The organism is Rhizobium sp. Root1204 (genome assembly GCF_001424965.1).
GTDB lineage: Bacteria > Pseudomonadota > Alphaproteobacteria > Rhizobiales > Rhizobiaceae > Pararhizobium.
Window position 1 is genome coordinate 155,582 of sequence record NZ_LMCZ01000034.1, and the last position, 24,646, is coordinate 180,227.

A 24,646-nucleotide genomic window follows, 5' to 3' on the forward strand; every position below is an offset into this window, starting at 1 on the left:
TCACCGATGTCAAACCCATTGCTTAGAAATGTTCCCACGCACGTTGCCATCATCATGGATGGCAACGGACGCTGGGCCAATTCGCGCGGGCTGCCGCGAACGATGGGGCATCGCAAGGGCGTTGAATCGGTGCGTGAGGCCGTTCGTACTGCGGGCGAGGCCGGCATCCGTTACCTGACGCTCTTTGCTTTTTCATCGGAAAACTGGAGCAGGCCTGAGGCGGAAGTCTCCGATTTGATGGGGCTGCTCAAAGCCTTCATCCGGCGCGACCTGGCGGACCTGCATAAGCAGAATGTTCGCATCCGGGTGATCGGCGACAGGAACAATCTCCGCGGCGATATCCTGCCTCTGCTTCTGGAGGCAGAGGATACGACGCGCAACAATACGGGTATCACACTGGTTATCGCCTTCAACTACGGCTCCCGCGATGAAATGACCCGCGCCGTGCAGGCTTTGGCGGTTGATGTCGCCCAGGGGCGATTGACGGCCGATCAGATCACGCCGGAGCGCATAGCCAGCAAGCTCGATACGGCCGGCATTCCTGACCCTGATCTTGTCCTGCGTACCAGTGGCGAGGAGCGGCTGTCCAATTTCCTGCTCTGGCAGGCCGCCTATTCCGAATTGTTGTTTGTTCCCGAGCTTTGGCCAGACTTCAACCGCGAAGTCTTCCTCAATGCGCTGAAAACCTATGCCGGACGGGAGCGCCGGTTTGGTGGTCTGTCGCAGCCGACGCTTGCGGTTGGTTCCTGATGCAGAGCGAACTGCGACTGCGCATCATCTCCGGTATCATTCTTGCCATAGTCACCCTCGGTGCGACCTGGGCCGGTGGAACCGTGTTCGAGCTTCTCGCCGTGGCGATTGCAGTGCTTGTCTATTATGAATGGTCGACGATCACCCGGCTTGCCGAACGTGATTTCCAGGGCAACGCTTTCGGCTGGTTGTCACAGGCGGTGATTTCCGGGCTCATTCTGTTTGATGGCGCTCATGTCACTCTGCTCGTGCTGGCCGGGTTTGCGGCCGTCGCAGCCCTCTGGGTGTTTTTGCGGGGCGGCACCTGGTGGCTGCCGGGTGGTATCGTCTATGCCGGCCTGACGGGCATTTCGCTCTCGGCCATACGTGGCGAGAGCGATATCGGGCTGATCGCCATGATCTTCATCTTCGCCGTGGTCTGGGCAACCGATATCCTAGCCTATTTCACCGGCAGGGCGATCGGCGGGCCGAAGCTCGCACCGCGCATCTCGCCCGGAAAAACATGGTCTGGCGCAATCGGCGGTACCATCTGTGGGGTAATCGCCGGCGTCGCAGTGTTCATGAGTTATTTTCCACTGAACGATGTGCGTATTCCGCTTCTGGCGCTGGCGCTCTCGGTGTCCAGCCAGATCGGCGATCTGTTCGAATCCTACATCAAGCGCCGGTTCGGAGTGAAGGATTCGAGCAAGCTCATTCCCGGGCATGGCGGCGTTATGGACCGCGTCGATGGACTTGTTTTTGCCTGTTTTGCCGCGCTTTTGATTGCTTTGGTGCAAGTCATGTCCACCGGTGGACAGAATGTGCCCCTGGGGGCAATCCTTTTGGCGCCGTAAAACGCCCGCATAGCTGATCGAGGACCTTATGGCTTACCTGGCCGATACGCTTCAACTGATTGCCGGCTACATCGTGCCGTTCCTGCTGGTGCTGACGCTGCTCGTCTTCGTGCATGAGATGGGACACTATCTCGTCGGCCGCTGGTCCGGCATCCGCATCCTCGCCTTTTCAGTCGGCTTTGGCCCGGAATTGTTCGGTTATACCGACAAGCATGGAACACGCTGGAAGTTCTGCGCCGTCCCGCTCGGTGGCTATGTGAAATTCTTCGGCGACGAGGATGCTGCGAGCGTTCCTGATTACAGCCGGCTTGAACAATATTCGGCCGAGGATCGTGACCGGACCTTCCTGGGCGCAAAGGTCTGGAAGCGGGCGGCCACGGTGGCTGCCGGGCCTATTGCCAATTTCATCCTCGCGATCGCTATCTTCGCCGTGCTGTTTACGGTCTATGGCAAGCCGGTTGCGGATCCGGTCGTTGCCGAGGTCAAGGAAAACAGTGCCGCCGCCAAGGCAGGTGTATTGCCGGGCGATCTGCTTGTGGCCATCGACGGTGCGCACGTCACCACCTTCGATGATGTGCGTCGGTATGTCAGTATCCGTCCGGAAACGCCGATCACCATCCAGATCAAGCGCAAGGGCGAATTGCTGGATCTGCCTATGGTGCCTGAGCGCACCGAAATCACGGATCAGTTCGGCAACAAGATGGAACTCGGCATTATCGGTATCGTGACGAATCAGGAAACCGGCAATTTCCGTCTGGAAACGTTTGGTCCGCTCGAGGCCGTGGGGCAGGGTGCCGTCGAAAGCTGGCATATCGTCACCGGTACGTTCAATTATCTTGCCAATCTCGTGACCGGCCGTATGAAAGCGGATCAGCTGGGTGGTCCGATCCGGGTTGCCCAGGCCTCCGGCCAGATGGCGACGATCGGTATCGCCGCCGTTTTACAGCTGGCGGCGGTTCTGTCAGTTTCCATTGGACTTCTTAACCTAATGCCGGTTCCCGTACTTGATGGCGGGCATCTGATGTTTTATGCGGTTGAGGCCCTTCGGGGCAAACCGGTGGGGCCGCGTACACAGGATGTCGCTTTCCGGATCGGTTTTGCCATGGTGTTGATGCTGATGGTGTTTGCCACATGGAACGACATAAGTTCGCTTTTAGGCTGATATTACAGGCCTGCGGCGGACATGCAGGCGCAGGAGAGTGAACCGGCTTCGTTTAGACTTCAACGGGTTGGTTGAAAGGGTTTGTTTACGATAAAGCAATTGTGTAGTGGCCGTTAGGACACGGTTTCAATTGAAGTAAACAGAAATTAACGAGCTGGCTTGCTTGTATAGGAAAAGCGGTTAAAACGGCAACCTGACCGGAGTCGGTACGAGTTCGCTGCGGGGCATTTGGAAGAAGGTAAGATTTATGAAAGCTGGTTCAAGATTTTTGAACGCGGTGTCGGCGGTTGCGCTGTCTGCAAGTATGGTCGCAACAGGCTCTGGCATCGTAACGCTTGCAAGTGCGACTGTCGCTGAAGCTGCAACGATCAACCGTGTCGAAGTGCGCGGCGCTACCCGCGTCAGCCCTGAGACGGTCCGTGCAAACATCACGATCGTTCCCGGCAAAAGCTTCAGCAATGGCGACATCGATTCTTCCGTAAAGCGTCTTTATTCCACAGGCTATTTCTCTGATGTTAGCATCAATGTCTCCGGTGGCACGCTCGTCGTCACCGTGAGCGAGAACCAGCTGGTCAACCAGGTTGTCTTCAACGGTAACCGCAAGATCAAGGACGACAAGCTGCAGGCGGTCGTTCGCACGCGTTCGCTCGGTCCGTACAGCGAGGCGACTGCCGAATCCGATATTCAGGCCATCAAGGATGCCTATGCTGGAATCGGCCGCGAAGATGTGACTGTGACAACGCAGGTGGTTCCGATCGCGGAAGGCCGCGTCAATCTGGCTTTTGTTATCAATGAAGGCGATCGCACCAAGATCACTGCGATCAATTTTGTCGGCAACAATGCCTATAGCAACGGCCGTCTTGAGGCTGTGATCTCGACGAAGGAATCGGGAATCTTCTCCTTCCTGAACCGCAAGGACGTTTATAACGCCGACAAGCTGCGCGCTGACGAAGAGCTGCTGCGCCAGTTCTATTACAACCGCGGTTATGCCGATTTCCGTGTCGTGTCCTCGGATGCGGTGCTGGATGAAGCCACCAACGAATACACGGTAACGATCACTGTCGAAGAAGGCGAGCGCTACGACTTCGGAACGGTTAATGTTGAATCGACCGTTGAGGGCGTCAATGCCGAAGAACTGAAGGGGCTCGTACGGACCTCGGAAGGGAAAATCTACAAGGCAAAGGACGTTCAGGACAGCATTTCCGCGATTTCCAAGCGCGTTGCATCGCAGGGCTATCCGTTTGCTCGCGTAACGCCACGTGGTAACCGCGATTTTGGCAACCGTACGATCGCTGTTGACTATCTTGTTGACCAGGGCGAGCGCGCCTATATCGAGCGCATCGAAATCCGTGGCAACACGCGCACGCGTGATTACGTTATCCGTCGCGAATTCGACATGAGTGAAGGCGATGCGTTCAACCAGGAAATGATCACGACGGCCAAGCGCCGCCTGGATGCACTTGGTTACTTCTCCACCGTCAATATCTCGACCCAGCCTGGTAGCGCTTCCGATCGCGTCGTCGTCATCGTTGATGTGCAGGACCAGTCGACCGGTTCGTTCGGTATCGGTGCCGGCTATTCGGCCGGTAGCGGCGGCGGCTTCCTGCTGGAAGCTTCGATCGAGGAAAAGAACTTCCTTGGCCGTGGCCAGTACATCCGTCTTGCTGCAGGCCGTGGCGAAGACAGCCGTACCTATAACGTTTCGTTCACCGAGCCCTATTTCCTTGGTTATCGCTTGGCCGCTGGCTTCGATATCTTCAAGAACGAAAACGACTATGATGACGACAACTATAGCTATGAAGACGAGGGCTTCAGCCTGCGTGTAACGGCGCCGATCACCGAGCGTGTATCGACGACATTCCGTTACAACCTGACGCAGATGGACTACAGCGGCGATACAGCCGATCTGTCGAGCCCGTATGACCGTGTGGTCAGAGGCTCGCCTTGGACACGTTCGTCGATCTCGCAGACGCTGACCTATAATTCGCTTGATGACGCGAACTTGCCGCACGAAGGCATTCTCGCTTCGGCAACGCAGGAATATGCCGGTCTTGGTGGTACTTCCGATTTCTACAAGCTGACCGGTAAGGCCAAGTGGTACTATACCGTGAACGACGATGCCGATATCATCGCATCGCTTGCTGGTAGCGCGGGCCACGTGTTCAACACCGGTGGCAAGATGGAAGTCTTCGACCAATTCCAGTTGGGCCAGAACGATATTCGTGGTTTCGAGCGTAACGGCATCGGCCCACGTAGCGGCAAGTACGGCGACTCCATCGGCGGCACGACCTACTTCACAGCTTCTGCCGAAGCCACGTTCCCGCTGCCATTCGTGTCGCGTGATGCCGGTTTCCGCGGCGCAATCTTTGCAGATGCAGGTACACTGTATGGCAACGAAGTCGATACGACGGCTGACGATCAGATCAAGGGTACCAACAGTTCGCTGCGTGCATCTGTCGGTCTGGGTCTGATCTGGGCATCGCCCTTTGGTCCGTTGCGCGTCGACTATGCGTTCCCGATCGCCAAGGAAGATTTCGACCGCGTACAGAACCTCAAGTTCGGTATTTCGTCGTCCTTCTGATCCTTGCAGTCCAGAACTGCCTGCCAAAACTGTTCTGGAGTGTTGGCCATGGAAAACAATTGGTTCTTCCCACCACATGATGGGATCCGCCTGAGCGATCTGGCGGATCAGATCGGTGCGGTGCTACAGTCGCCCGAGTTGGGCGACCGGCTTGTCCGGTCTGTAGCGCCGACCTATCGGGCCGGTGAGTCCGATGTCTGCTACATGCTGCAGCGACGCTTTCGCGACGAGTTTGAAACATCAAAAGCCGGCGCTATCATCTGCGATGCTACGATAGCCGCAATTGTCCCGCCGCATATTCCGGTTCTCCTGACACGACACCCTCACACCGCTTTTGCGGTTGCCGGTGCAATTCTGCATCCGCAGGCCGTGCGGCCTGAACAGAACCTGTTGGGGCTGGGCGGAATATCTCCCGCTGCTTTTGTCGATCCGACTGCGCAGATCGAAGACAATGTCGATATCGAGGCGACCGCCGTCGTTGGCGCTGGTGCGCATATCGGCACAGGCACGCGGATCGCTGCCGGCGCCGTTATCGGACCAGGCGTCCGTATCGGCCGGGACTGCACGATTTCGGCTGGGGCAAGCGTGATGTATTCGCTTGTCGGCAACGAGGTTATCATTCATCCCGGCGCCCGGATCGGCCAGGACGGTTTCGGCAACGCGCCGGGACCAAAGGGGGGCATGATCAAAATCGTCCAGATTGGCCGCGTCATCCTGCAAGACAGGGTTGAGATTGGCGCCAATACGACGATCGACCGTGGCGCGATGGACGATACGGTGGTCGGCGAGGGCACCAAGATCGATAATCTCGTCCAGCTCGGCCACAATGTTCGCGTTGGCCGTCATTGCGGCATCGCCGCACAGGTCGGTATTGCTGGCAGCACGCGCATTGGCGACGGCGTTTTGATCGGCGGCGCTGCCGCGATCAATGGACATATCACCATCGGTGACAGGGCTCAGATCGGCGCCATGAGCGGTGTCGCATCGGATGTCCCGGCCGGAGAGCGCTATGGTGGCATTCCAGCGCGTCCGATGCGTGATTTCCTGCGTGAAATTGCAGAGATAACGGCACGGGCGCACAACAGGCAAAAAAAATCAGGAGGCAAAGATGAGTGAAGCTGCAACCACCGTTCTTGGTACGGCTGACATCAAGGAAATCTTGAAGCTTCTTCCGCACCGTTATCCGTTCCTGCTGGTCGACAAGATCATCGAGATTGATGGCGACAATTCGGCGATCGGCATCAAGAACGTCACCGCAAACGAGCCGCACTTTACCGGGCATTTTCCGGAGCAGCCGATCATGCCGGGCGTTCTGCTGATCGAAGGTATGGCGCAAACTGCCGGCGCGATCTGCGCACGCAAGAATGGCGAGGGCAGCAACCTCGTCTATTTCATGACCATCGACAACGCGCGTTTCCGCAAGCCGGTCATTCCGGGGGACCGCGTCGAGTTCCATGTCGTCAAGCAGAAGCAGCGCGGCAATATCTGGAAATTTCATTGTGATGCAAAAGTTGACGGGCAACTTGTCGCAGAAGCTGATATCGGCGCGATGATTATCAGCAAGGAAGACGCCTGAACATGATTGCCTCCACTGCGAAGATTCATCCGCTCTCGGTCATCGAAGACGGAGCGGTGATCGGTGACAATGTTGTTGTCGGACCGTTCTGTCACGTTGGCCCGAAGGTGACGCTCGCAGAGAATGTCGAACTGATCAGCCACGTCGTCGTTCTCGGGCGCACGACGGTCGGCAAAGGTTCTAAGATTTTCCCGTCGGCGGTGATCGGCGGCGATTCGCAGAGCGTGCATCACAGCGCCGTCGATACGACATTGCTGATTGGTGAGAATTGCACCATTCGCGAAGGCGTGACAATGAACACCGGCACCGTCGAATATGGCGGCGCCACCATCGTTGGCGACAACAATCTGTTCCTTGCCTATTCTCACGTTGCCCACGATTGCCGTCTCGGCAACAACATCATCCTGTCCAACAATGTCATGCTCGCCGGGCACGTCACTGTCGGTGACCGCGCCATTCTCGGCGGCGGCTCGGCGGTGCATCAGTTTACCCGTATCGGCCGCCATGCCTTCATCGGCGGGCTTTCGGCCGTTGCCTACGATGTCATTCCTTATGGCATGCTCAATGGCAATCCCGGCCTGCTTGGCGGTCTGAATGTTGTCGGTATGAGCCGTTCCGGCATCGAGAAGCCGGTCATTCACGCCGTGCGCCGTGCCTACAAGCAGATTTTCGAAGGCCCGGAATCGATTCGCGCCAATGCGGCTGCAATTCGCGCTGACTATGCGGATTGCCCGCCGGCGCTTGAGATTCTCGATTTTATTGCAGCCGAGAGCGATCGGGCGCTGTCGTCTCCGACACGGGGCAGCAAGGGCTGAGGCAAATGAGCATGCACAGCCGGCCAGAGATCAAAGACCGGCTGGCAATCATCGCCGGTAGCGGCTTGCTGCCGCTGCATGTCGCTGAAGCCGCACGGACCCACGGCGAAAACCCTTTCATCATCGCACTTGCCAACGAGTCGGACCGGGACTGGTCGTCCTTCGATCACACGACGCTCGGGATCGGCAATTTCAAGGCTATCAGCGGCACCTTTCGCGATGCCGGCATTGGCCGTGTGGTCATGTCGGGCGCTGTGCACCGCCGGCCGGATTGGCGCGATATCAAGCCGACGCTGAAAAGCCTCGTGAAAATACCGAGTGTTCTGCGCACGCTTTTATCCGGTGGCGACGATGCCGTTTTGAAAATGGCGATCGAACTGATCGAGACCAATGGCGCCCGGGTTATCGGCGTGCAGGAGATTGTGCCGGAACTTCTGGCCGAAGTCGGCACGTTGAGCGCCCGCGCGCCAGGTGTCGAGGATCAGGTGGATATCGAGATTGCGGAAGCCGCAGCCATCGCGCTCGGCCATCTCGACGTCGGGCAGGGCGCTGTTGCCGTTGGCGGGCGCGTCGTGGCGCTTGAGGGGCCGGAGGGCACAGACGCGATGCTGGAACGGGTGGCGCGGTTGAAAGCCGACGGACGCATTTCCAGCCGCCGCCGTGGTGTGCTGGTCAAGCTTTGCAAGCCGCAGCAGGATTTGCGCGCCGACCTTCCCTCTGTCGGGCCATCGACAATCAAGGGCGCACAGGCCGCCGGACTCGCTGGTATTGCCGTCGAAGCGGGCCGGGCGCTGGTCCTTGATCGGGAAGAAATGATTGCGCTTGCCAATGAAACCGGCCTTTTCGTCACTGGTGTGGACCGCGCCCTCTTGCGAGGTGGGCAATGAGCGAAAACAAGCTCAAACTTGCGGTTATTGCTGGAGAAGTGTCCGGCGATCTGCTTGGCGCTGATCTCGTCAAGGCGCTGCGGCCGCTGGTGAAGGGCGAGCTCTCCCTGGTGGGCGTTGGTGGTGAGGGACTTGAGGCAGAGGGATTAAGGTCGCTGTTCGACTATTCCGAGCTGTCGATCATGGGGATTTCCCAGGTTCTCGCCCGGCTGCCGAAACTGATCCTGCGGATTCGCCAGACGGCCAGGGCGATCATTGCCGCCAAACCCGATATTCTCGTCATCATCGATAGCCCGGATTTTACGCATCGTGTCGCGCGGATCGTTCGCAAATCCATGCCCGGTCTGCCTATTGTCAATTATGTTTGCCCAAGTGTCTGGGCGTGGAAGCCGGAGCGGGCTGTCAACATGCGGCCCTATGTCGATCACGTGCTGGCGGTGCTGCCATTCGAACCAGACGTCATGCAGCGCCTTGGCGGACCGCCGACGACCTATGTCGGACACCGGCTGGCTAGCGACGTCAATGTGCTTGCCGTGCGGACGCGGCAGGCGGAGAAGCGTGGCAGCCCGGAGGCAAAGACATGCCTGCTTCTGCCGGGGTCTCGGGGCAGCGAAATCAGCCGCCTCCTGCCGGCGTTTGGCGAGACAGCCGAGGAATTGCGCACCCGGCATCCAGATATGCGGTTCCTGCTCCCCACAGTTCCGCGCCAAGAAAGCCTCGTGCGCCAGATAACGGCGTCCTGGCCGGTCCAGCCGGACATCACGGTCGGAGCCGCCGCCAAATGGCAGGCTTTCGCTGAAGCCGATGCTGCGGTTGCAGCTTCGGGTACGGTGATCCTGGAGCTTGCGCTGGCCGGGATCCCGGTCGTATCGACCTACAAGGCCGACTGGATCATTCGCCTGATGCACAAGCGCATCAAGATCTGGACGGCGGCCATTCCCAATCTGGTGGCAGATTACCCCATCGTGCCGGAATATTTGAACGAAGCCATTCGGGCCGGTGCGCTTTCGCGTTGGATGGAGCGCCTGACAGGCGACACGCCGGAACGCCAAGCCATGCTCGCGGGATACAACACCGTCTGGCAACGCATGGCGACAGAGCAACCGCCTGGCGAGGCAGCCGCTGGTGTCGTTCTCGATGTTCTCAATGCAAAAAAGCCCGGTCATTTCTGACCGGGCTTTTTCAATCGTTATTTCCGCAGCTTAGCGCTTGGAAACCGGGACGTAATCGCGTTCCGGTTCGCCGATGTAGAGCTGGCGCGGACGGCCGATGCGCTGTTCCGGATCCTCGATCATTTCATTCCACTGTGCGATCCAGCCGACCGTACGGGCGAGTGCGAAGAGCACTGTGAACATGGTCGTGGGGAAGCCGAGCGCCTTCAGCGTGATGCCGGAATAGAAGTCGATGTTCGGATAGAGCTTCTTCTCGATGAAGTAGCTGTCGGTCAGCGCGATGCGCTCCAGTTCCATCGCGACTTCGAGCAGCGGATCGTCCTTGTGGCCGAGTTCGGCCAGCACTTCATGCGTCGTCTTCTGCATGATCTTGGCGCGCGGGTCGTAGTTCTTGTAAACGCGGTGGCCAAAGCCCATCAGGCGGAACGGATCGTTCTTGTCCTTGGCGCGGGCGACGAATTCCGGAATGCGATCGACCGAGCCGATTTCCGACAGCATGTTGAGGGCTGCTTCGTTGGCGCCGCCGTGAGCCGGACCCCAAAGGCAGGCAATGCCCGCAGCGATACAGGCGAACGGGTTGGCACCCGACGAGCCGGCGAGGCGAACGGTCGAGGTCGAGGCGTTCTGCTCATGATCTGCATGCAGGATGAAGATGCGGTCCATGGCGCGCGAAAGCACCGGATTGACCGTATATTCCTCGCAAGGAACGGCAAAGCACATGCGCAGGAAGTTCGATGCGTAATCGAGGTCATTCTTCGGATAAACGAAGGGCTGGCCGATATGGTATTTGTAGGCCATGGCTGCGAGCGTCGGCATCTTGGCGATCATGCGCAGGCTTGCAACCATGCGCTGGTGCGGATCGGTGATGTCGGTCGAGTCGTGATAGAAGGCCGACAGTGCGCCGACACAGCCGCACATAACAGCCATCGGGTGGGCATCACGGCGGAAACCGGTGAAGAAGCGCGACATCTGCTCGTGCACCATCGTGTGGTGCGTGACGCGATAGTCGAAGTCCTTTTTCTGCGCTGCCGTCGGCAGTTCGCCGTAGAGCAGCAGGTAGCAGACTTCAAGAAAGTCGCCGTGCTCTGCGAGCTGTTCAATCGGATAACCGCGATGCAAGAGGATACCCTGATCGCCATCGATATAGGTGATCTTGGATTCGCATGATGCGGTCGATGTGAAGCCGGGATCGTAGGTGAACTGGCCGGTCTGCTTGTAGAGCGTACCGATATCGACCACATCCGGACCGATCGACCCTGATCGTACCGGCAATTCCACCGTTTTGTTGTCCACGGTTACGACTGCGCTTTTTCCTGTCATGGGGGATCCTCCGTTTGCAGCAAATTGGCACACAATTATGCCGCAGATATTAACGCCGACCATGTGCTATCCGATTTAATCACGGCTGCCAAGTTGAACGAAAGGCAAATTGTGCGATGCAAAAATAGGCATATGGCGACGCAATAATTACACGTTCGAGCCATATGTCCAATGACATAATTGTCCGCAAACTGACCAAGCTTCCAGGTGCAGAATGGTTTTGCATCTTTTTTGTGCATCAATCTCGTCGGTTGCATTCCGTTCTTTCAGGTTGCAGAATGCAGCCGGGCGTGGACGGTTGGAACAACATCCATGAAAGAGGGGCAGCAGCCAGGAGTGGCGTCACGCGCGCGGTCTGACGATGCGTTTAACCGCGTCCTTGCGAGTGCTCCGCATATCCCCGTCGCTGTGGGGAAAGAACTGGAAAACCGGGCTTGGTCAGGTTACCTTACGGGCCGCTCAGCGGCATTCAAGCGGCTACGAACCATCCGCTGGTATGCCGCTTTCCAAAAGGCTGTGGCAGAGGAACAGGCCTTCGGGCATTCCTTTTTGTTTGTTCCGGTCTTTCTGGGGCTAGGCGCGCTTGTCTGGTTTTGGCTCCCTTATACGCCGGGCCATCTCAAACTTGCACTGCTGATCTGCGTTTTCGGCATGGCGGCTTTCGCACTTCGGTACCGTTCAGGCCTATTGCCCACGGGCATGCTGATTGTCGCTTTATCGACTGCAGGCATGGGGCTTGCTGCGTTGGAGACGGCGCGCCTTGATACGGTGGTGCTTGACACACCAGTCACCACACGGGTTATTGGCACCGTCACAGCGCGGGAAACCACGGATCGGGGCTACTGGCGATATACTGTCGCAGTCAGCCGGACCTCGGAGCCGGAATTGAAGCGCCCGCCAGCCAAGGTCACGCTGTTATCCCGCAGCCGCGAAACGCCTGTGGGGATTGGTGAGGGTATCGAGGGCAGGGCGCGGTTATCGCCGCCATCAGGGGCCGCGCTTCCCGGTCTCAATGATTTTGCCTTCGACAGCTATTTCAGGGGTATCGGTGCTGTCGGCTATTTCTACGGAAAACCGCAGGCGGTATCAGCCGTGGAAGACGTAGCCAGAAGCAGGGTTGCCGCTTGGCGTGCTGAAATGGGGGAAACAATCGCCCGCTGGCGCGAGGCGATTGGCGCGCGTATTCGCGGCACCATCGGAGGCGACGCCGGGGCCATAGCGGCCGCGTTGGTTACCGCCGAAGAACGCGCTATCGGCCGGCCGACGATCGAGGCGCTGCGCGAGGCAGGGCTTGCGCATGTGCTGGCGATCTCCGGCCTGAACATGGTTCTGGCCGCCGGAACCTTCCTGGTCGGTGCACGCACGCTGCTCAGCCTTGTTCCTGGGCTGGCACACCGTTTTCCGATCAAGAAATTCGCCGCTGCCGGCGCACTCATTATGGTATTCGCATACATCCTGATCTCGGGAGGCGCCGTTTCGGCGGTCCGGTCCTGGATCATGATCTCCATCATGCTTATTGCCGTTTTCTTCGACCGGCCGTCGATCAGCCTGCGCAATGTGGCTTTGTCGGCTTTGATTATCCTGATCGTCACACCGTCTGCCGTGACGGGGCCGGGTTTTCAGATGTCCTTTGCTGCAACGCTGGCTCTGGTCGCGGGCTATGCGCATTGGCGGGACCGGCCTAGCCGCGATATTCTTCCAACAAGCCGCGCGATTGGTCCTTTGAAGGCCGCTGGCGGTTTCTTTGCCGGTCTGCTGCTCAGTTCGCTGATCGGCGGCCTGTCGACGATGATTTACTCCGCCGGCCATTTCCACCGGCTGGCCACCTATGGTTTGATCGGCAACATTCTGGCCATGCCGATCATCAGTATTTTCGTCATGCCCTTCGGTCTGTTGGCCATGCTGTTGATGCCCCTTGGTCTCGACCGTTACCCGTTGCTGGTCATGGGGCAGGGGCTCGACTGGATGATCTCCATCGCGCGCATGGTCTCCTCATGGGACGGGGAAGTGACAACGGGCCGCATTCCTGATCACGCCTTCACGCTGATCGCCGCCGGTGGTGTCCTGGCCTGCCTGTTCCGGACATGGCTGGCGGCTTCTGGTCTCGTTGTCATCGCAGCCGGCCTCATGGCGGCATCGATGAGCGCTGTTGCGCGACCGGATATGGTGGTCGCCGAGGATGGCCGTCTGGTTGCCATGATCAAGGAGGCGGAGGCTGCGAGCAACAGGGCAAAGCCGCCCGATTTCGTGTTTTCCCAGTGGCAGCGCGCTTTACGCCTGCAGGAGCATCAAAAGCCACAGCAACGGCCTGAACTGGTGATCAGGGATGCCGTTGAAGCAGGATCAGACGTCGAAGAAGCCCCGGAGGCACGAAAATCAAAGCCGCCCATCGATAAGGACGCGGCGCGTATTGTCATCCGCAGGCTTTTGGCTGAGGCAGCGCCTGACCGTTTCGCTTGCGCCCCAACGCAATGGTGCGCGGCAACGGCGCAGCACGGTTGGCGCATCGTCACTGTCGATGATGCGCGTTTCATCGGTGTCGCCTGCGAAGAGGCCGATATCATTGTGACGCCGGTCATGCTGCGTTTTCGTAACTGCCGGTCGGGTGCGGTGTTGCTCAGCGGCCAGAGTTTGCGCCGCACCGGCGCAGTCGAGATTTATGGCGTCGAGAACCGCACAGTGGACGGCGTGGCCGGCCATGCCGGGATGCGGGTCGTTTTTGCGCAGGAACAATTGCAACGTCCCTGGGCGCAACACCGGACCTATGATTGGCGCACCGGCCTGTTCGATGCGCGGGGGATGAATGACTGACCTGTTCAAATCCGTCCGGCATGCGCGAGAAAAGTGGAATTCTCGAATGATCATTTATTCTTGATTAAAGCACTCCACAAATACTTGTCTTTCCGCCATAGTATGTCATATGAAGCCGCGATTGATGCAGGCGCGTTCGGCGCCGGGCGTCAAATGATGTGTTTACGTGTTCCCGCCGTCTTATCCTCCCAAGGATTGGCGGGCGATGACGAGGTAGGATAGGTCATGCCGAACCGTGCAATGCCGAAATGGATGATGCTGGCGGCCGTGCTGCTGGCGTTCTCGAATGCCGGAGCGCTTCGCGCGCAGGAAACCCCGGCTGCGGCCGTCAATGAAACACAGCAGCCGGCTCAGGTGACGCCGCAAGCTGACGCAGCGCCGGTTACGCCCACGAATGAAGGAACCCCCGCAGCGCCGGTGAACGAGCAGTCGGCTCCAGCCAATGACGCCGCAGCCGTTGACGCGCAGGCAACGTTGCCAAACCCGGTGTTGCCGCACGATCTGTCGCCGTTCGGCATGTTTATGGCCGCCGACATGGTCGTCAAAGCTGTCATGACGGCATTGGCTCTGGCATCGGTCGCAACCTGGGCCATTCTGCTCGTCAAGTCCTTCGAACTTGCTGCCGCCAAGCGGAATGCACGGCGCGCAGTAAGGGCCTTGTCCGATGCCGTTGTGCTGCGGGACATGCGTGAGGCGCTGACGGTGAAAAAAGGGCCGGCTGCGGAGATGATCTCGGCCGCCAATGACGAACTGTCGAAATCAGAGGCGGTACTCGACATTGTCTCGACGCAAGGGGTCAAGGAGCGCGTGGCATCGCAGCTCTCCCGTATCGAGGCGGGTGCCGGCAAGCGGATTGCCAGCGGTACCGGTATTCTCGCGACGATCGGCTCGATCTCGCCGTTCGTCGGTCTTTTCGGGACTGTCTGGGGCATCATGAATTCGTTCATCGGCATCAGCAAGGCGCAGACGACAAACCTTGCGATCGTCGCGCCGGGCATCGCTGAAGCGCTGCTGGCAACGGCTATCGGTCTGGTTGCAGCTATTCCCGCCGTCATGATCTACAATTATTTCGCCCGCTCGATCGGCGGCTACCGCCTGATCCTGGCCGATGCTTCGGCTGCGGTTGAACGCCTCGTCAGCCGCGATCTCGATTTCCGGCAGGCACGCCGCTTGGCGCCGCGCAAGCCCGAAAGCCATGTGCATTCGGAGGCCGCCATAGCGCGGATCGGATAAGATCATGGCCAGCAAAATCAGCGAAGGTGGCGGTGACCTCGAAGAAAACAGCGAAATCAACGTCACGCCCTTCATCGACGTCATGCTCGTTCTCCTGATCATCTTCATGGTGGCGGCACCGCTTGCCACTGTCGACATGAAGGTCGATCTGCCGCAATCGGCGGCAGCGCCGGTAAAGCGTGAAGACAAGCCGGTCTTCGTGACCCTCAAGGCGGACCTCTCGCTGGCCCTTGGGAACAATGAGGTCGGTCGTGACGGTTTTGTTGCCGAACTCAACGGCATGACCGAGGGCAACATGGAGACACGCATTCTTCTGCGTGCCGATAAGGCCGTCGACTACGGCGAGCTGATGACAGTCATGAACCTCATTCAACGGGCCGGTTATACCAAAATCGGATTGGTCGGTCTGGAAGCAGCGCCTGCCGGCTGACGCTGGCAGTCCGCTTAGAACTTGTAGCCGATGGCAAGGCCGGCGTGGCTGAGACCGTCGTTCGGCCCATCGCAGAGATTGGCGTGCGACGAATGGTCGGCTGTCGCAAGCATCTGCCAATTGTCCGTTACGCGATAACCGAGTGCGATCTGTTCGCGAAACAGCAGGCGGCAACCGAGGTCCGGTCCCTTGCCGCCGCCGCCATCCAGTTTACCGTTGTGAACGGTTCCGCCAAGCCCAAGTTCAACGAAGAGGCGGCTTGTGATATCGGCGGTCCAGCTGAAGCCGCCGAAAATCTGATCCACCCCGTCACCCGTGCCCACCGAAGCACCCAGATAAATCCGTGGTTCCAGAATGGTTTGCTGCCACGTTGCCGCCGTGCCGCTCGACAGGGGATCGAAGAAGAGGGTGGCCGATGGAACGATGCCCGACTCGTGTGAATTGCTGCCGCTGATGGATGCGCTGGTGCCGAACCGCAGTTCGTCGAAAATCTGTTCGGCTGCAATCGCGTTGTTCAAGCTTGAGAGGGAAAGAAGCAAACCCGACGATAGAAGGAGGAGCCGGAAAGTTGAGCTGTTTGGCTGTTTGAGACGTACTGCCACTTTCAAAATCTCCAGTCCCGGTGATTCGCTGTATATGCGGTAATGCAAATTTGCCCGGATTTCCTGCTTCCGGAAAGGGTAGAATATGTTGACCGGCTTTTGTGAAGCTTGCTTTTTTGCAAGAACTGCATTCCATAGCTTGAAACGGCAGATGCGCGGATTTATGAGCTTGGCCATGCCCGGCCGGCTGAAGCGCCACCGGTTTGTTTTATCTGCGCAAGCCAAAAGCGCGCACACGCCGGAAGACGATCCGGATTTACGAAGGCAGGCAAGATGAATTTCGAAGCAGCACGCATCAAGATGGTCGACAACCAGATCCGCACGACGGATGTGACGTCGCACGCCGTTCTCGCGGCATTCCTATCGGTCCCGAGGGAAGAATTCGTGCCTGCCGCACTGAAGCCTCTTGCCTATATCGACAGCGATATTGAACTGGCTGCAAGTGCTGAAGGCGAGCGGCGTTACCTGATGGAACCGTCGCCTCTGGCAAAGCTTCTTCAGCTGGCGGCAATTTCCAAGGATGACAAGGTTCTGGAGATTGGCTGCGGCACCGGCTACGCCTCGGCAATTCTGTCGGAGCTTGCGGCCTCGGTCGTAGCACTTGAAAGCGATGCCGCTCTTGCGGCGGAGGCAACCGCAACATTGGGCCGCCTTGGGCACGCGAATGTCTCGGTCATTACTGGGGATCTTGAAAAGGGCCATGCCGCAGGCGCACCGTATGACGTGATCTTTGTTCACGGCGCTGTCGAGACGGTGCCGGATTCGCTGTTGTCCCAGTTGAACGACGGTGGCCGCCTTGTTGCCGTGGTTGGACTTGGCAATGCATCGAGAGCCCAGCTTTTCCTACGTGAAAACGGCAGGACATCGGAGCGCCTGGCGTTCAATACCGCCGTCAAGCCGCTACCGGGCTTCCGCCTGGCGCGCGAATTTGTATTTTAATACGTCTCATTCGACGATTAGGCGCCCGCTTGTTGGCGCGTGAATGGCCGAACTGTAATCTGGCAGAGCGGCATTCACGCGATTGAATATTAGCTTAAAATAATATGTAGGTATTCGCACGCGGCGACATTTTGACCATTTTTCCTCGATATCGGAACGGGACAAGACGTGACAATCACATCCGGCGGCGCCGGAGCGCCACGTTTTCGCAATTTGCGCGCCCTACCGGCCTTTGTTTTGGAGTGAGTTTAGTGTCGTTTCTTCGTAAAACAGCTGCGGCGGCCGCCCTTTCATCCGCCTTGTGGCTTATGCCGCATGCTGTCTTCGCTGAAACTATTTCCGATGCGATGGCAAAGGCTTACCAGAATAATCCGGAACTGAATGCGGCGCGCGCCGGGCTTCGTGCTACCGACGAAGGTGTGCCGATCGCCAAGTCCGGCTACCGGCCGCAGATTTCGGCTACCGTTACCGGTTCAGCGACACGGTTGGGCACGGAGAGCCTGTTTCGGCGAGGTACGCCGATGCTCGCCGAAGATTACACCACCGGATCTGCCGGTATCACCATCACTCAACAAATTTTCGACGGCTTTCAGACCCTGAATAATGTCAGGGCTGCCGAGGCGAACGTATTTTCAAGCCGTGAGACGCTGAAGGCGAATGAAATCTCCATCCTTCTGGCGGCAGCGCAATCCTATGCCAATATCGCCCGTGATCAGCGCGTCGTATCGATCCGCAAGCGGAACCTTGCCTTTCTCAAGGAACAGTTGAGCGCCGCGAAGTCGCGTCTGGATGTCGGCGAGGGGACGCGTACCGACGTCAGTCAGGCCGAGGCGGAACTGGCGGGAGCCCAGGCAATTCTCGTCAATGCCGTTTCGCAACTGAAGCAGAGCGAGGCCGTCTATGTCCAGATCGTCGGCGATGCCCCAAAGGGCATCAAGCAGCCAGCGCCTGCATCCAAAGCACTGCCGAAAAGCCTGGATCAGGCTGTTGCGGCCGGTTTGCGCGATCATCCGACGATCGCCGCTGCGCAGTACAATGTCGATTCTGCCGGTTTCAGGGTCAAATCAGCAGAGGGAACGATGCTACCGGGCGTCGTGATCCAAGGCTCAGCGTCGCGCAACACCACCGACCGCGACCGCAACAGCGACACTGCGAACGCCTCCATTACCGCCCGGCTTGAAGTTCCACTTTATCAGGGTGGCGCCGAATATGGCCAGATTCGCCAGGCCAAGGAACGTCTTGGGCAGCAACGCATCATGGTCGATACCGCTCGTGCCGAAGTTCAGCAGACCATCATCACGGCGCATGCCCAGTTTGAAGCGGCGCTTGCGACAACAGTGGCCAACAAATCCCAGGTGAGCGCCGCAAACCAGGCATTGGCGGGCGTCATCGAGGAGCGCAAGGTTGGTCAGCGCACGACGCTCGACGTACTTGATGCCCAGCAGAGCGTATTGGTCGCTGAAGAAAGCCTCGTGGCATCGCAACGCAACGCCGTCGTTGCCAGCTACTCGTTGCTCGCGGCTATGGGGCGGCTGACAATCCAGAGCCAGGGCCTGCAGGTGGTCGAATACCGTGCCGAGGAACACTATGAGGCCGTCAAGGACAAATGGTTCGGATTGCGGACCGTCGACGGCCGCTGACCGCCAGCGCTCATCCCTATTTTATCGCGTGTTGCCTGGTACCCCCCGCGAGCGCTTCTGCCGTGGGATTGGGGGTAGGTGACGCCGCCAACAAATCTGTGCAAGATTCCCAGTAGATGATTCGCAACGTTTTGTTCGGCGCCGAACTCGCATACAGTCCGCGCCAATGACTGGCGGTAATGTTCCGATCGAGCGCGACCGCAGAAACGGGGATAATGATGGCACAGCCCAATGTAGCGCGTGAACCTTCGATGGACGAAATTCTGGCTTCCATTCGAAAGATCATCGAAAGCAACGAGCCCGGCATTCCCGGCTTTCCCGCCAATGATCTCGGTCCTGCTTCTGACAATGCGTTTCGCGGCTATGACGAGGACGATGCTGGTGAAGACATTCACCTGACGATCGACGATGAGGTTCTTGCAAAGGAATTCGAAGCCGAAGAACAGAAGAATTTCATAGCTGTGGAGCCGCCGGTGCGGGAACCGCAGTTGCGAGATACGGAGAGTGTCAGCGTAAAACCTGCCGTATCGCCGCCGCCGATGTCTCTTGCCGATGTTGCTGCGCGTGTTCGTGCTGCGTCCGAACGGCATTCGGCGCCGTTGCGCGATCCGGAAAATCAGCCTGCCGCCACCCGCACCAAATCCGATAACCCGACAGTCACATCGCGTATGGCGCCATCGCCCTTACCTTTGAATACAGAGATCAAGCAGGACGCAGCAATGGCTGCAGCGATTTCCCTTGTTCCGCCGGTTGTTGCTCCTCAAGTGGTCGAGCCTGCCGCTGCTCCTCTCGAACTGGCGCCTGAACAGCGCCAGCCATTGTCCATCGTGACGGAAAAAGACGTGGCCGCGATTGTTTCGCCTGCCGTCGGCGAACAGGTCGCGCGTTCTTTTGGCGATCTGGCGCTGGCCGTTGATAGTGGCGCGCGGCGTTCCTTTGACGAGATTGCCGAAGATATGCTGCGTCCGATGCTGCAGGAATGGCTGGATGACAATCTGCCAACGCTGGTCGAGCGGCTGGTGCGGGAGGAAATCGAGCGTGTTGCGCGGGGCCCGAGGCGCTAGACCACGCATTTCTTTCTTTCAAAGCCGCCAGCAATCACACTGGCGGCTTTTTTGCTGTTATTGTTGACAGCAATGCCCCGTTCCGATTTACAAACCATCGATATCAATCAGCAAGTTTGGCTCCAAAATGCTTGAAAAAACCTATGATTCCGCCGCTGTCGAACCGCGTATCGCCAAGATTTGGGATGACGAGGACGCCTTCCGTGCAGGTGCAGGGGCAAAATCGGGCGCCGACAGCTTCTGCGTGGTCATCCCGCCACCGAACGTGACGGGTTCGCTCCATATGGGCCATGCACTGAACAATACGTTGCAGGACATCATGATCCGCTTCGAGCGCATGCGCGGCAAGGATGTGCTCTGGCAGCCGGGCATGGACCATGCCGGCATCGCCACGCAGATGGTTGTCGAGCGCAAGTTGATGGAGCGCCAGCAGCATCGCCGCGAAATGGGCCGCGACGCCTTCATCGACAAGGTCTGGGAATGGAAAGCTGAATCCGGCGGGCTGATCTTCAATCAGCTGAAACGTCTCGGCGCCTCCTGCGACTGGTCCCGTGAGCGCTTCACCATGGATGAGGGCCTGTCGAAGGCTGTACTCGAAGTCTTCGTTTCGCTCTACAAAGAGGGCCTGATCTACAAGGACAAGCGTCTGGTCAACTGGGACCCGAAGCTCCTGACTGCGATCTCTGATCTGGAGGTCGAGCAGATTGAGATGACAGGCAGCCTCTGGCATTTGCGCTATCCGCTGGAAGAGGGGGTTACCTACCAGCATCCGATCGCTTTTGACGCTGACGGCAATGCGACGGAATGGGAGACGCGCGACTATCTGGTCGTCGCCACCACGCGGCCGGAAACCATGCTGGGCGACACCGGCATTGCTGTTCATCCGGATGACGAACGCTACAAGGCCATCGTCGGCAAGCATGTCGTGTTGCCGCTGGTTGGCCGCCTCATCCCGATCGTCGCCGACGAGTATCCAGACCCGACGGCTGGTACCGGCGCCGTCAAGATGACGCCTGCCCATGACTTCAACGACTTTGAGGTCGGCAAGCGCCGCCATCTGCGTCAGGTCAACATCCTGACGATTGATGGCCACATCACGCTTGCTGGAAACGAGGAATTCCTGGAAGGCCTGCCGGCGTCCGATGAACTGGAAGCCCTGGTCTCGGCGCTTGATGGCGTCGAGCGGTTTGCTGCGCGCAAGGCGATCGTGACGATGTTCGAGGAGCGTGGTCTGCTCGACAAGATCGAACCCCACAAGCACACCGTTCCGCATGGTGACCGCGGCGGTGTTCCGATCGAACCGCGATTGACGGAACAGTGGTATGTCGACGCCAAGACGCTCGCCAAGCCGGCGATGGCGTCCGTTCGCGAGGGCCGGACCAACTTCGTTCCGAAGAACTGGGAAAAGACCTATTTCGAATGGATGGAAAACATCCAGCCCTGGTGCGTTTCCCGGCAATTGTGGTGGGGTCACCAGATTCCGGCTTGGTATGGACCGGATGGCCAGGTCTTTGTTGAGAAGACGGAAGAGGAGGCGCTGCACGCCGCGATCCAGCACTATCTGTCGCATGAAGGCCCGATGAAGGCCTATGTCGAGGATCTGCTGGAGAATTTCCGGCCAGGTGAAATTCTCGTTCGTGACGAAGACGTGCTCGACACGTGGTTTTCGTCGGCTCTCTGGCCGTTTTCGACGCTTGGCTGGCCAGACAAGACGCCGGAATTGGACAAGTACTATCAGACAGATGTCCTGGTGACTGGCTTTGACATCATCTTCTTCTGGGTTGCCCGGATGATGATGATGGGCCTGCACTTCATGAAGGATGGCGACGGTACGCCTGTCGAGCCGTTCCATACGGTCTATGTTCACGCCCTGGTGCGCGACAAGAACGGCGCCAAGATGTCGAAGTCCAAAGGCAACGTCATCGATCCGCTCGACCTGATCGACGAATACGGCGCCGATTCGTTGCGGTTCACGCTGGCGATCATGGCGGCGCAGGGACGTGACGTGAAGCTCGATCCGGCCCGCATCGCAGGCTATCGCAATTTCGGTACCAAGCTTTGGAACGCGACGCGCTTTGCCGGGATGAACGGCGTTGCCAACGATCCGAAGTTCGTGCCTGAAACCTCTTCGCTGACGATCAACCGCTGGATCCTTACCGAACTGTCGCGCACGATTCGCGACGTTACCGAGGCGATCGAGAACTACCGTTTCAACGAGGCCGCCGGCAGCCTGTACCGGTTTGTCTGGAATCAGGTCTGCGACTGGTATCTGGAACTGCTGAAGCCTGTCTTCGGTGGCGAGGACGAGGCTGCAAAAGCTGAATCGCGGGCTTGCGTTGCCTACATTCTCGACGAGACCTATAAGCTCCTGCATCCCTTCATGCCGTTTATGACGGAAGAGCTCTGGGCGCAGACAGCGGGCGAGGGTACCACACGCGACAGCCTGCTCTGCCACGCCGAGTGGCCGGCCGCCTCCTACGCGGATGATGCCGCCGCCGGTGAGATCAACTGGCTGATCGATCTGGTATCGGGCATCCGTTCGGTCCGTTCGGAAATGAACGTCCCGCCAGCTGCAATCGCGCCTCTGGTCGTCGTTGAAGCCAGCATGCTGACTAAGGAACGTCTGGAGCGTCATGCCGCCGCTATCCGCCGGCTGGCGCGTGTCGATGCGATCGACTTGGCTGCGGCTGCGCCGAAGGGGAGCGCGCAGATCGTGGTTGGCGAGGCAACGGTCTGCCTGCCGCTTGGCAGCCTGATCGATCTTTCGGCTGAAAAGCTGCGGCTGGAAAAGGCGATCGGCAAGGTCGAGCAGGAGCGCGAGCGTATCCTCGGCAAACTGTCGAACGAGAAGTTCGTTGCCAATGCCCGTCCCGATGTGGTCGATGCGGAGCGTGAACGCCTGGCCGAACTGGATGGCCAGAAGGCATCTCTCGCGGTCGCATTGGCCAGGGTCGCCGACGCCGGTTGATGTCGATACAACTGCGAGAGGCATGCCATTCGGGATGCCTCTGCAGCCATAATTTGTATAAAAATGACAAAAAAAGGCGGTTCTGGCCGCCTTTTTTATATTGTTTGATTCTCTTTTTGGGCGCGATGGCCGTTCACACGGAAAAATGCGGCAGCTCTACCTTTTGACGCCAACTTATTTCACTGTCATCGCGGCACATCTTCCAAAAAATGGCATTGTTGTGTCGAGGTTACAGCTATCAATATTTATGGAATATTATTCCTATTTTTACAGAAATTGGATTTTTTGGTGAAATTATTTACCCATTTTTCTCGTTCTAATACGAAATTCGGTTTTCTTACGTAAATTTTTGGTGCGCTGACGTGACCCGTTGCTAAATCTAGGTATTTGCCATCCGCCGTTCCCGGTCGATAGTTCTTTCCAACAGGTTGGCGGTTACGTCGGCCAATGATCTGTATTCAGGGGGAGAAAACGGATGGTTCACACCAAAATCAAGGCGACGATCACCGCGGCGCTTGCTGTGTTGTTGACCAGCACGGCCGCTAGCGCCGGCGGTCTGGAGCGGGGCGGCTACAACATCGATCTGCTGTTTGATCCATCGACCTATGCGGCAGAAGCTGCAGCAACTTACGTCAATCCGCAGCGCGAACTCGACAATGTGGTAGATGTTAATCCGGCAAACGGTATCGGTTCGAACGGCCGCGGAGCCGGCCAAACCAATGGAATCGGCGAAACTGAAGGTTATTGGGTGCCGCGTATCGGCGTCAAAGCCGGCTTTGGCGATAGCGTCGATTGCATGGCCGATTATTCGCAGCCATGGGGTGCGCATACCAAGCCGGGCGCGAGCTGGATGGGTGCCAATGACAATATCGAAACGAAGATTGAAAGCGACAACTACGCTGCCACCTGCTCCTACAAGTGGGATATGGGGAAAGGTCAGTTCCGGATCATCGGTGGCGGCTTCTACCAGGAAGTCGGCGGCTTCAAGGAACGTCTTGTGACCCCAGTCTTCGGTGGGGGTTTTGACGGCGTTGGCCGTCTCGATCTGGATGGCAGCGGTTGGGGGTGGCGCGCTGGCGCTGCATACGAAATTCCGGAATATGCGTTTCGTGCGAGTCTCGTCTACAACAGTGCCGTGGATCTCGACAATCTAGGGGGAACGATCGACCTGACCAAGGTTCTCCTCCCCAACGGCGCAGGTGGTTTTGTTCCGGGCACCCGGTACGATGTCTCCAGCTTTGCGTCCATGCCTGATTCCCTTGAGCTGAAGGTTCAATCCGGTATCGCGCCCGGCTGGCTTGTCTTTGGATCGGTCAAGTGGACAGACTGGAGTCAACTGCAGGTCATTCAAATCACGCCGAACAGCACGCTCGATCCACGCAATCTACCGTCGAGCCTCACCCTTCTCTACCGCGACGGCTGGACCGTGACGGGTGGCGTCGGCCATAAATTCAACGATCAATGGAGCGGCGCGGCCAGCCTGACCTGGGATCGCGGCACGAGCCATGGTTACGGCAACCAGACCGACACCTGGACGCTCGGAACAGGTGTGTCGTATGCGCCGACCGAAAATGTTGAACTGCGGCTCGCTGGCGCCGTCGGCGTTCTGACAAGTGGCAGTTCGGTTGGTGAGGAAGTGACGTACGATTTCGGCAACGACATCGTCACCGCCATTTCCACGTCGCTGAAGGTCAAGTTCTGATCATCCAGGACAGTGCAAGAAAAAAGCCCGGTGCTCGCATCGGGCTTTTTTTGCATGCGTTTGTGGCCGTCAGGGAAGGGTGGCTCTGATTTTGCGGCTCCTGCAGCAGGCGTTGAGTATTGCTACGCGACCAATGGCGGGCTCAGGCCGCTTGCCGTAGT

At 58.3% G+C, this 24,646-nt stretch carries 19 protein-coding genes; 17 read left to right on the top strand and 2 right to left on the bottom strand.

The features are described 5' to 3' along the window. Positions 1–6: 6 nt before the first annotated feature. The 9 genes from ASC96_RS21915 (at position 7) to lpxB (ending at position 9,776) form a co-directional block, all read left to right on the top strand. A complete protein-coding gene (locus tag ASC96_RS21915) occupies positions 7–750 on the top strand; it encodes an isoprenyl transferase (protein WP_060505216.1) in 744 nt (247 codons plus the stop codon). Next, complete coding sequence (locus tag ASC96_RS21920) at positions 750–1,583, top strand: phosphatidate cytidylyltransferase (protein ID WP_060505217.1); 834 nt, start codon at positions 750–752, stop codon at positions 1,581–1,583. The genes ASC96_RS21915 and ASC96_RS21920 overlap by 1 nt, the downstream gene beginning before the upstream one ends. Before the next feature lie 28 nt (positions 1,584–1,611). Further along, positions 1,612–2,745, top strand: a complete 1,134-nt coding sequence (gene rseP / locus ASC96_RS21925; protein WP_060505218.1) for an RIP metalloprotease RseP — start codon at positions 1,612–1,614, stop codon at positions 2,743–2,745. A 247-nt stretch (positions 2,746–2,992) separates the two neighbouring features. After that, positions 2,993–5,326 (top strand): outer membrane protein assembly factor BamA, encoded by a 2,334-nt coding sequence (bamA, locus tag ASC96_RS21930; protein WP_060505219.1) that lies wholly within the window; start codon positions 2,993–2,995, stop codon positions 5,324–5,326. Positions 5,327–5,374: 48 nt separating this feature from the next. Next, positions 5,375–6,442 (top strand): UDP-3-O-(3-hydroxymyristoyl)glucosamine N-acyltransferase, encoded by a 1,068-nt coding sequence (gene lpxD, locus ASC96_RS21935; RefSeq protein WP_060505220.1) that lies wholly within the window; start codon positions 5,375–5,377, stop codon positions 6,440–6,442. After that, entirely contained in the window at positions 6,435–6,902 is a 468-nt protein-coding gene (fabZ, locus tag ASC96_RS21940) for a 3-hydroxyacyl-ACP dehydratase FabZ (protein ID WP_060505221.1), read from the top strand. Before lpxD ends, fabZ begins: the two co-directional genes overlap by 8 nt. Further along, a complete protein-coding gene (gene lpxA, locus ASC96_RS21945; protein ID WP_060505222.1) occupies positions 6,899–7,717 on the top strand; it encodes an acyl-ACP--UDP-N-acetylglucosamine O-acyltransferase in 819 nt (272 codons plus the stop codon). The genes fabZ and lpxA overlap by 4 nt, the downstream gene beginning before the upstream one ends. Before the next feature lie 5 nt (positions 7,718–7,722). Then, the gene (locus ASC96_RS21950) at positions 7,723–8,604 is read left to right on the top strand and encodes an LpxI family protein (RefSeq protein WP_060505223.1); all 882 of its coding nucleotides are present in this window, start codon (positions 7,723–7,725) and stop codon (positions 8,602–8,604) included. Next, the gene (gene lpxB, locus ASC96_RS21955; RefSeq protein WP_060505224.1) at positions 8,601–9,776 is read left to right on the top strand and encodes a lipid-A-disaccharide synthase; all 1,176 of its coding nucleotides are present in this window, start codon (positions 8,601–8,603) and stop codon (positions 9,774–9,776) included. The genes ASC96_RS21950 and lpxB overlap by 4 nt, the downstream gene beginning before the upstream one ends. 30 nt (positions 9,777–9,806) lie before the next feature. Here lpxB and gltA read toward each other — a convergent pair whose 3' ends face one another. Then, positions 9,807–11,096: a citrate synthase gene (gene gltA / locus ASC96_RS21960; RefSeq protein WP_060505225.1), complete on the bottom strand. Its 1,290-nt coding sequence runs from the start codon at positions 11,094–11,096 to the stop codon at positions 9,807–9,809. Positions 11,097–11,408: 312 nt separating this feature from the next. Here gltA and ASC96_RS21965 point away from each other — a divergent pair, with 312 nt between their 5' ends. The 3 genes from ASC96_RS21965 (at position 11,409) to exbD (ending at position 15,570) form a co-directional block, all read left to right on the top strand. Next, on the top strand, positions 11,409–13,907 hold the full coding sequence (locus ASC96_RS21965; protein WP_244482253.1) for a ComEC/Rec2 family competence protein: 2,499 nt from the start codon (positions 11,409–11,411) through the stop codon (positions 13,905–13,907). A gap of 225 nt (positions 13,908–14,132) precedes the next feature. Further along, positions 14,133–15,140 carry a tonB-system energizer ExbB gene (gene exbB, locus ASC96_RS21970; RefSeq protein WP_060505227.1) on the top strand — a complete coding sequence of 336 codons (1,008 nt, stop codon included), beginning with the start codon at positions 14,133–14,135 and terminating at the stop codon, positions 15,138–15,140. A 4-nt stretch (positions 15,141–15,144) separates the two neighbouring features. Then, positions 15,145–15,570 carry a TonB system transport protein ExbD gene (gene exbD, locus ASC96_RS21975; RefSeq protein WP_060505228.1) on the top strand — a complete coding sequence of 142 codons (426 nt, stop codon included), beginning with the start codon at positions 15,145–15,147 and terminating at the stop codon, positions 15,568–15,570. A 14-nt stretch (positions 15,571–15,584) separates the two neighbouring features. Here exbD and ASC96_RS21980 read toward each other — a convergent pair whose 3' ends face one another. Further along, positions 15,585–16,409 (bottom strand): acyloxyacyl hydrolase, encoded by an 825-nt coding sequence (locus ASC96_RS21980; protein WP_244482255.1) that lies wholly within the window; start codon positions 16,407–16,409, stop codon positions 15,585–15,587. Positions 16,410–16,445: 36 nt separating this feature from the next. Between ASC96_RS21980 and ASC96_RS21985 the strand changes: the two genes are divergently transcribed. The 5 genes from ASC96_RS21985 to ASC96_RS22005 all read left to right on the top strand — a co-directional run bounded on the left by ASC96_RS21985 (position 16,446) and on the right by ASC96_RS22005 (position 24,485). After that, a complete protein-coding gene (locus tag ASC96_RS21985) occupies positions 16,446–17,111 on the top strand; it encodes a protein-L-isoaspartate O-methyltransferase (RefSeq protein WP_060505229.1) in 666 nt (221 codons plus the stop codon). Between the two features lie 308 nt (positions 17,112–17,419). Continuing rightward, complete coding sequence (locus ASC96_RS21990; protein ID WP_060505230.1) at positions 17,420–18,751, top strand: TolC family outer membrane protein; 1,332 nt, start codon at positions 17,420–17,422, stop codon at positions 18,749–18,751. A gap of 218 nt (positions 18,752–18,969) precedes the next feature. Beyond that, positions 18,970–19,815 (top strand): PopZ family protein, encoded by an 846-nt coding sequence (locus ASC96_RS21995; RefSeq protein WP_060505624.1) that lies wholly within the window; start codon positions 18,970–18,972, stop codon positions 19,813–19,815. Positions 19,816–19,942: 127 nt separating this feature from the next. After that, on the top strand, positions 19,943–22,783 hold the full coding sequence (locus ASC96_RS22000) for a valine--tRNA ligase (protein WP_060505231.1): 2,841 nt from the start codon (positions 19,943–19,945) through the stop codon (positions 22,781–22,783). 475 nt (positions 22,784–23,258) lie between these two features. Beyond that, complete coding sequence (locus ASC96_RS22005; RefSeq protein WP_060505232.1) at positions 23,259–24,485, top strand: OmpP1/FadL family transporter; 1,227 nt, start codon at positions 23,259–23,261, stop codon at positions 24,483–24,485. Positions 24,486–24,646 lie beyond the last annotated feature (161 nt).

Excerpts from the sequence above, each read along its gene's own strand:
- exbD (WP_060505228.1), top strand. The coding sequence starts at position 15,145 with ATGGCCAGCAAAATCAGCGAAGGTGGCGGTGACCTCGAAGAAAACAGC.
- ASC96_RS21950 (WP_060505223.1), top strand. The coding sequence starts at position 7,723 with ATGAGCATGCACAGCCGGCCAGAGATCAAAGACCGGCTGGCAATCATC.
- ASC96_RS21985 (WP_060505229.1), top strand. The coding sequence starts at position 16,446 with ATGAATTTCGAAGCAGCACGCATCAAGATGGTCGACAACCAGATCCGC.
- ASC96_RS21995 (WP_060505624.1), top strand. The coding sequence starts at position 18,970 with ATGGCACAGCCCAATGTAGCGCGTGAACCTTCGATGGACGAAATTCTG.
- ASC96_RS21990 (WP_060505230.1), top strand. The coding sequence starts at position 17,420 with ATGCCGCATGCTGTCTTCGCTGAAACTATTTCCGATGCGATGGCAAAG.
- rseP (WP_060505218.1), top strand. The coding sequence starts at position 1,612 with ATGGCTTACCTGGCCGATACGCTTCAACTGATTGCCGGCTACATCGTG.
- exbB (WP_060505227.1), top strand. The coding sequence starts at position 14,133 with ATGCCGAACCGTGCAATGCCGAAATGGATGATGCTGGCGGCCGTGCTG.
- bamA (WP_060505219.1), top strand. The coding sequence starts at position 2,993 with ATGAAAGCTGGTTCAAGATTTTTGAACGCGGTGTCGGCGGTTGCGCTG.
- ASC96_RS22005 (WP_060505232.1), top strand. The coding sequence starts at position 23,259 with ATGGTTCACACCAAAATCAAGGCGACGATCACCGCGGCGCTTGCTGTG.
- gltA (WP_060505225.1), bottom strand. The coding sequence starts at position 11,096 with ATGACAGGAAAAAGCGCAGTCGTAACCGTGGACAACAAAACGGTGGAA.
- ASC96_RS21920 (WP_060505217.1), top strand. The coding sequence starts at position 750 with ATGCAGAGCGAACTGCGACTGCGCATCATCTCCGGTATCATTCTTGCC.
- lpxD (WP_060505220.1), top strand. The coding sequence starts at position 5,375 with ATGGAAAACAATTGGTTCTTCCCACCACATGATGGGATCCGCCTGAGC.
- fabZ (WP_060505221.1), top strand. The coding sequence starts at position 6,435 with ATGAGTGAAGCTGCAACCACCGTTCTTGGTACGGCTGACATCAAGGAA.
- ASC96_RS22000 (WP_060505231.1), top strand. The coding sequence starts at position 19,943 with ATGCTTGAAAAAACCTATGATTCCGCCGCTGTCGAACCGCGTATCGCC.
- ASC96_RS21915 (WP_060505216.1), top strand. The coding sequence starts at position 7 with ATGTCAAACCCATTGCTTAGAAATGTTCCCACGCACGTTGCCATCATC.
- ASC96_RS21965 (WP_244482253.1), top strand. The coding sequence starts at position 11,409 with ATGAAAGAGGGGCAGCAGCCAGGAGTGGCGTCACGCGCGCGGTCTGAC.
- lpxB (WP_060505224.1), top strand. The coding sequence starts at position 8,601 with ATGAGCGAAAACAAGCTCAAACTTGCGGTTATTGCTGGAGAAGTGTCC.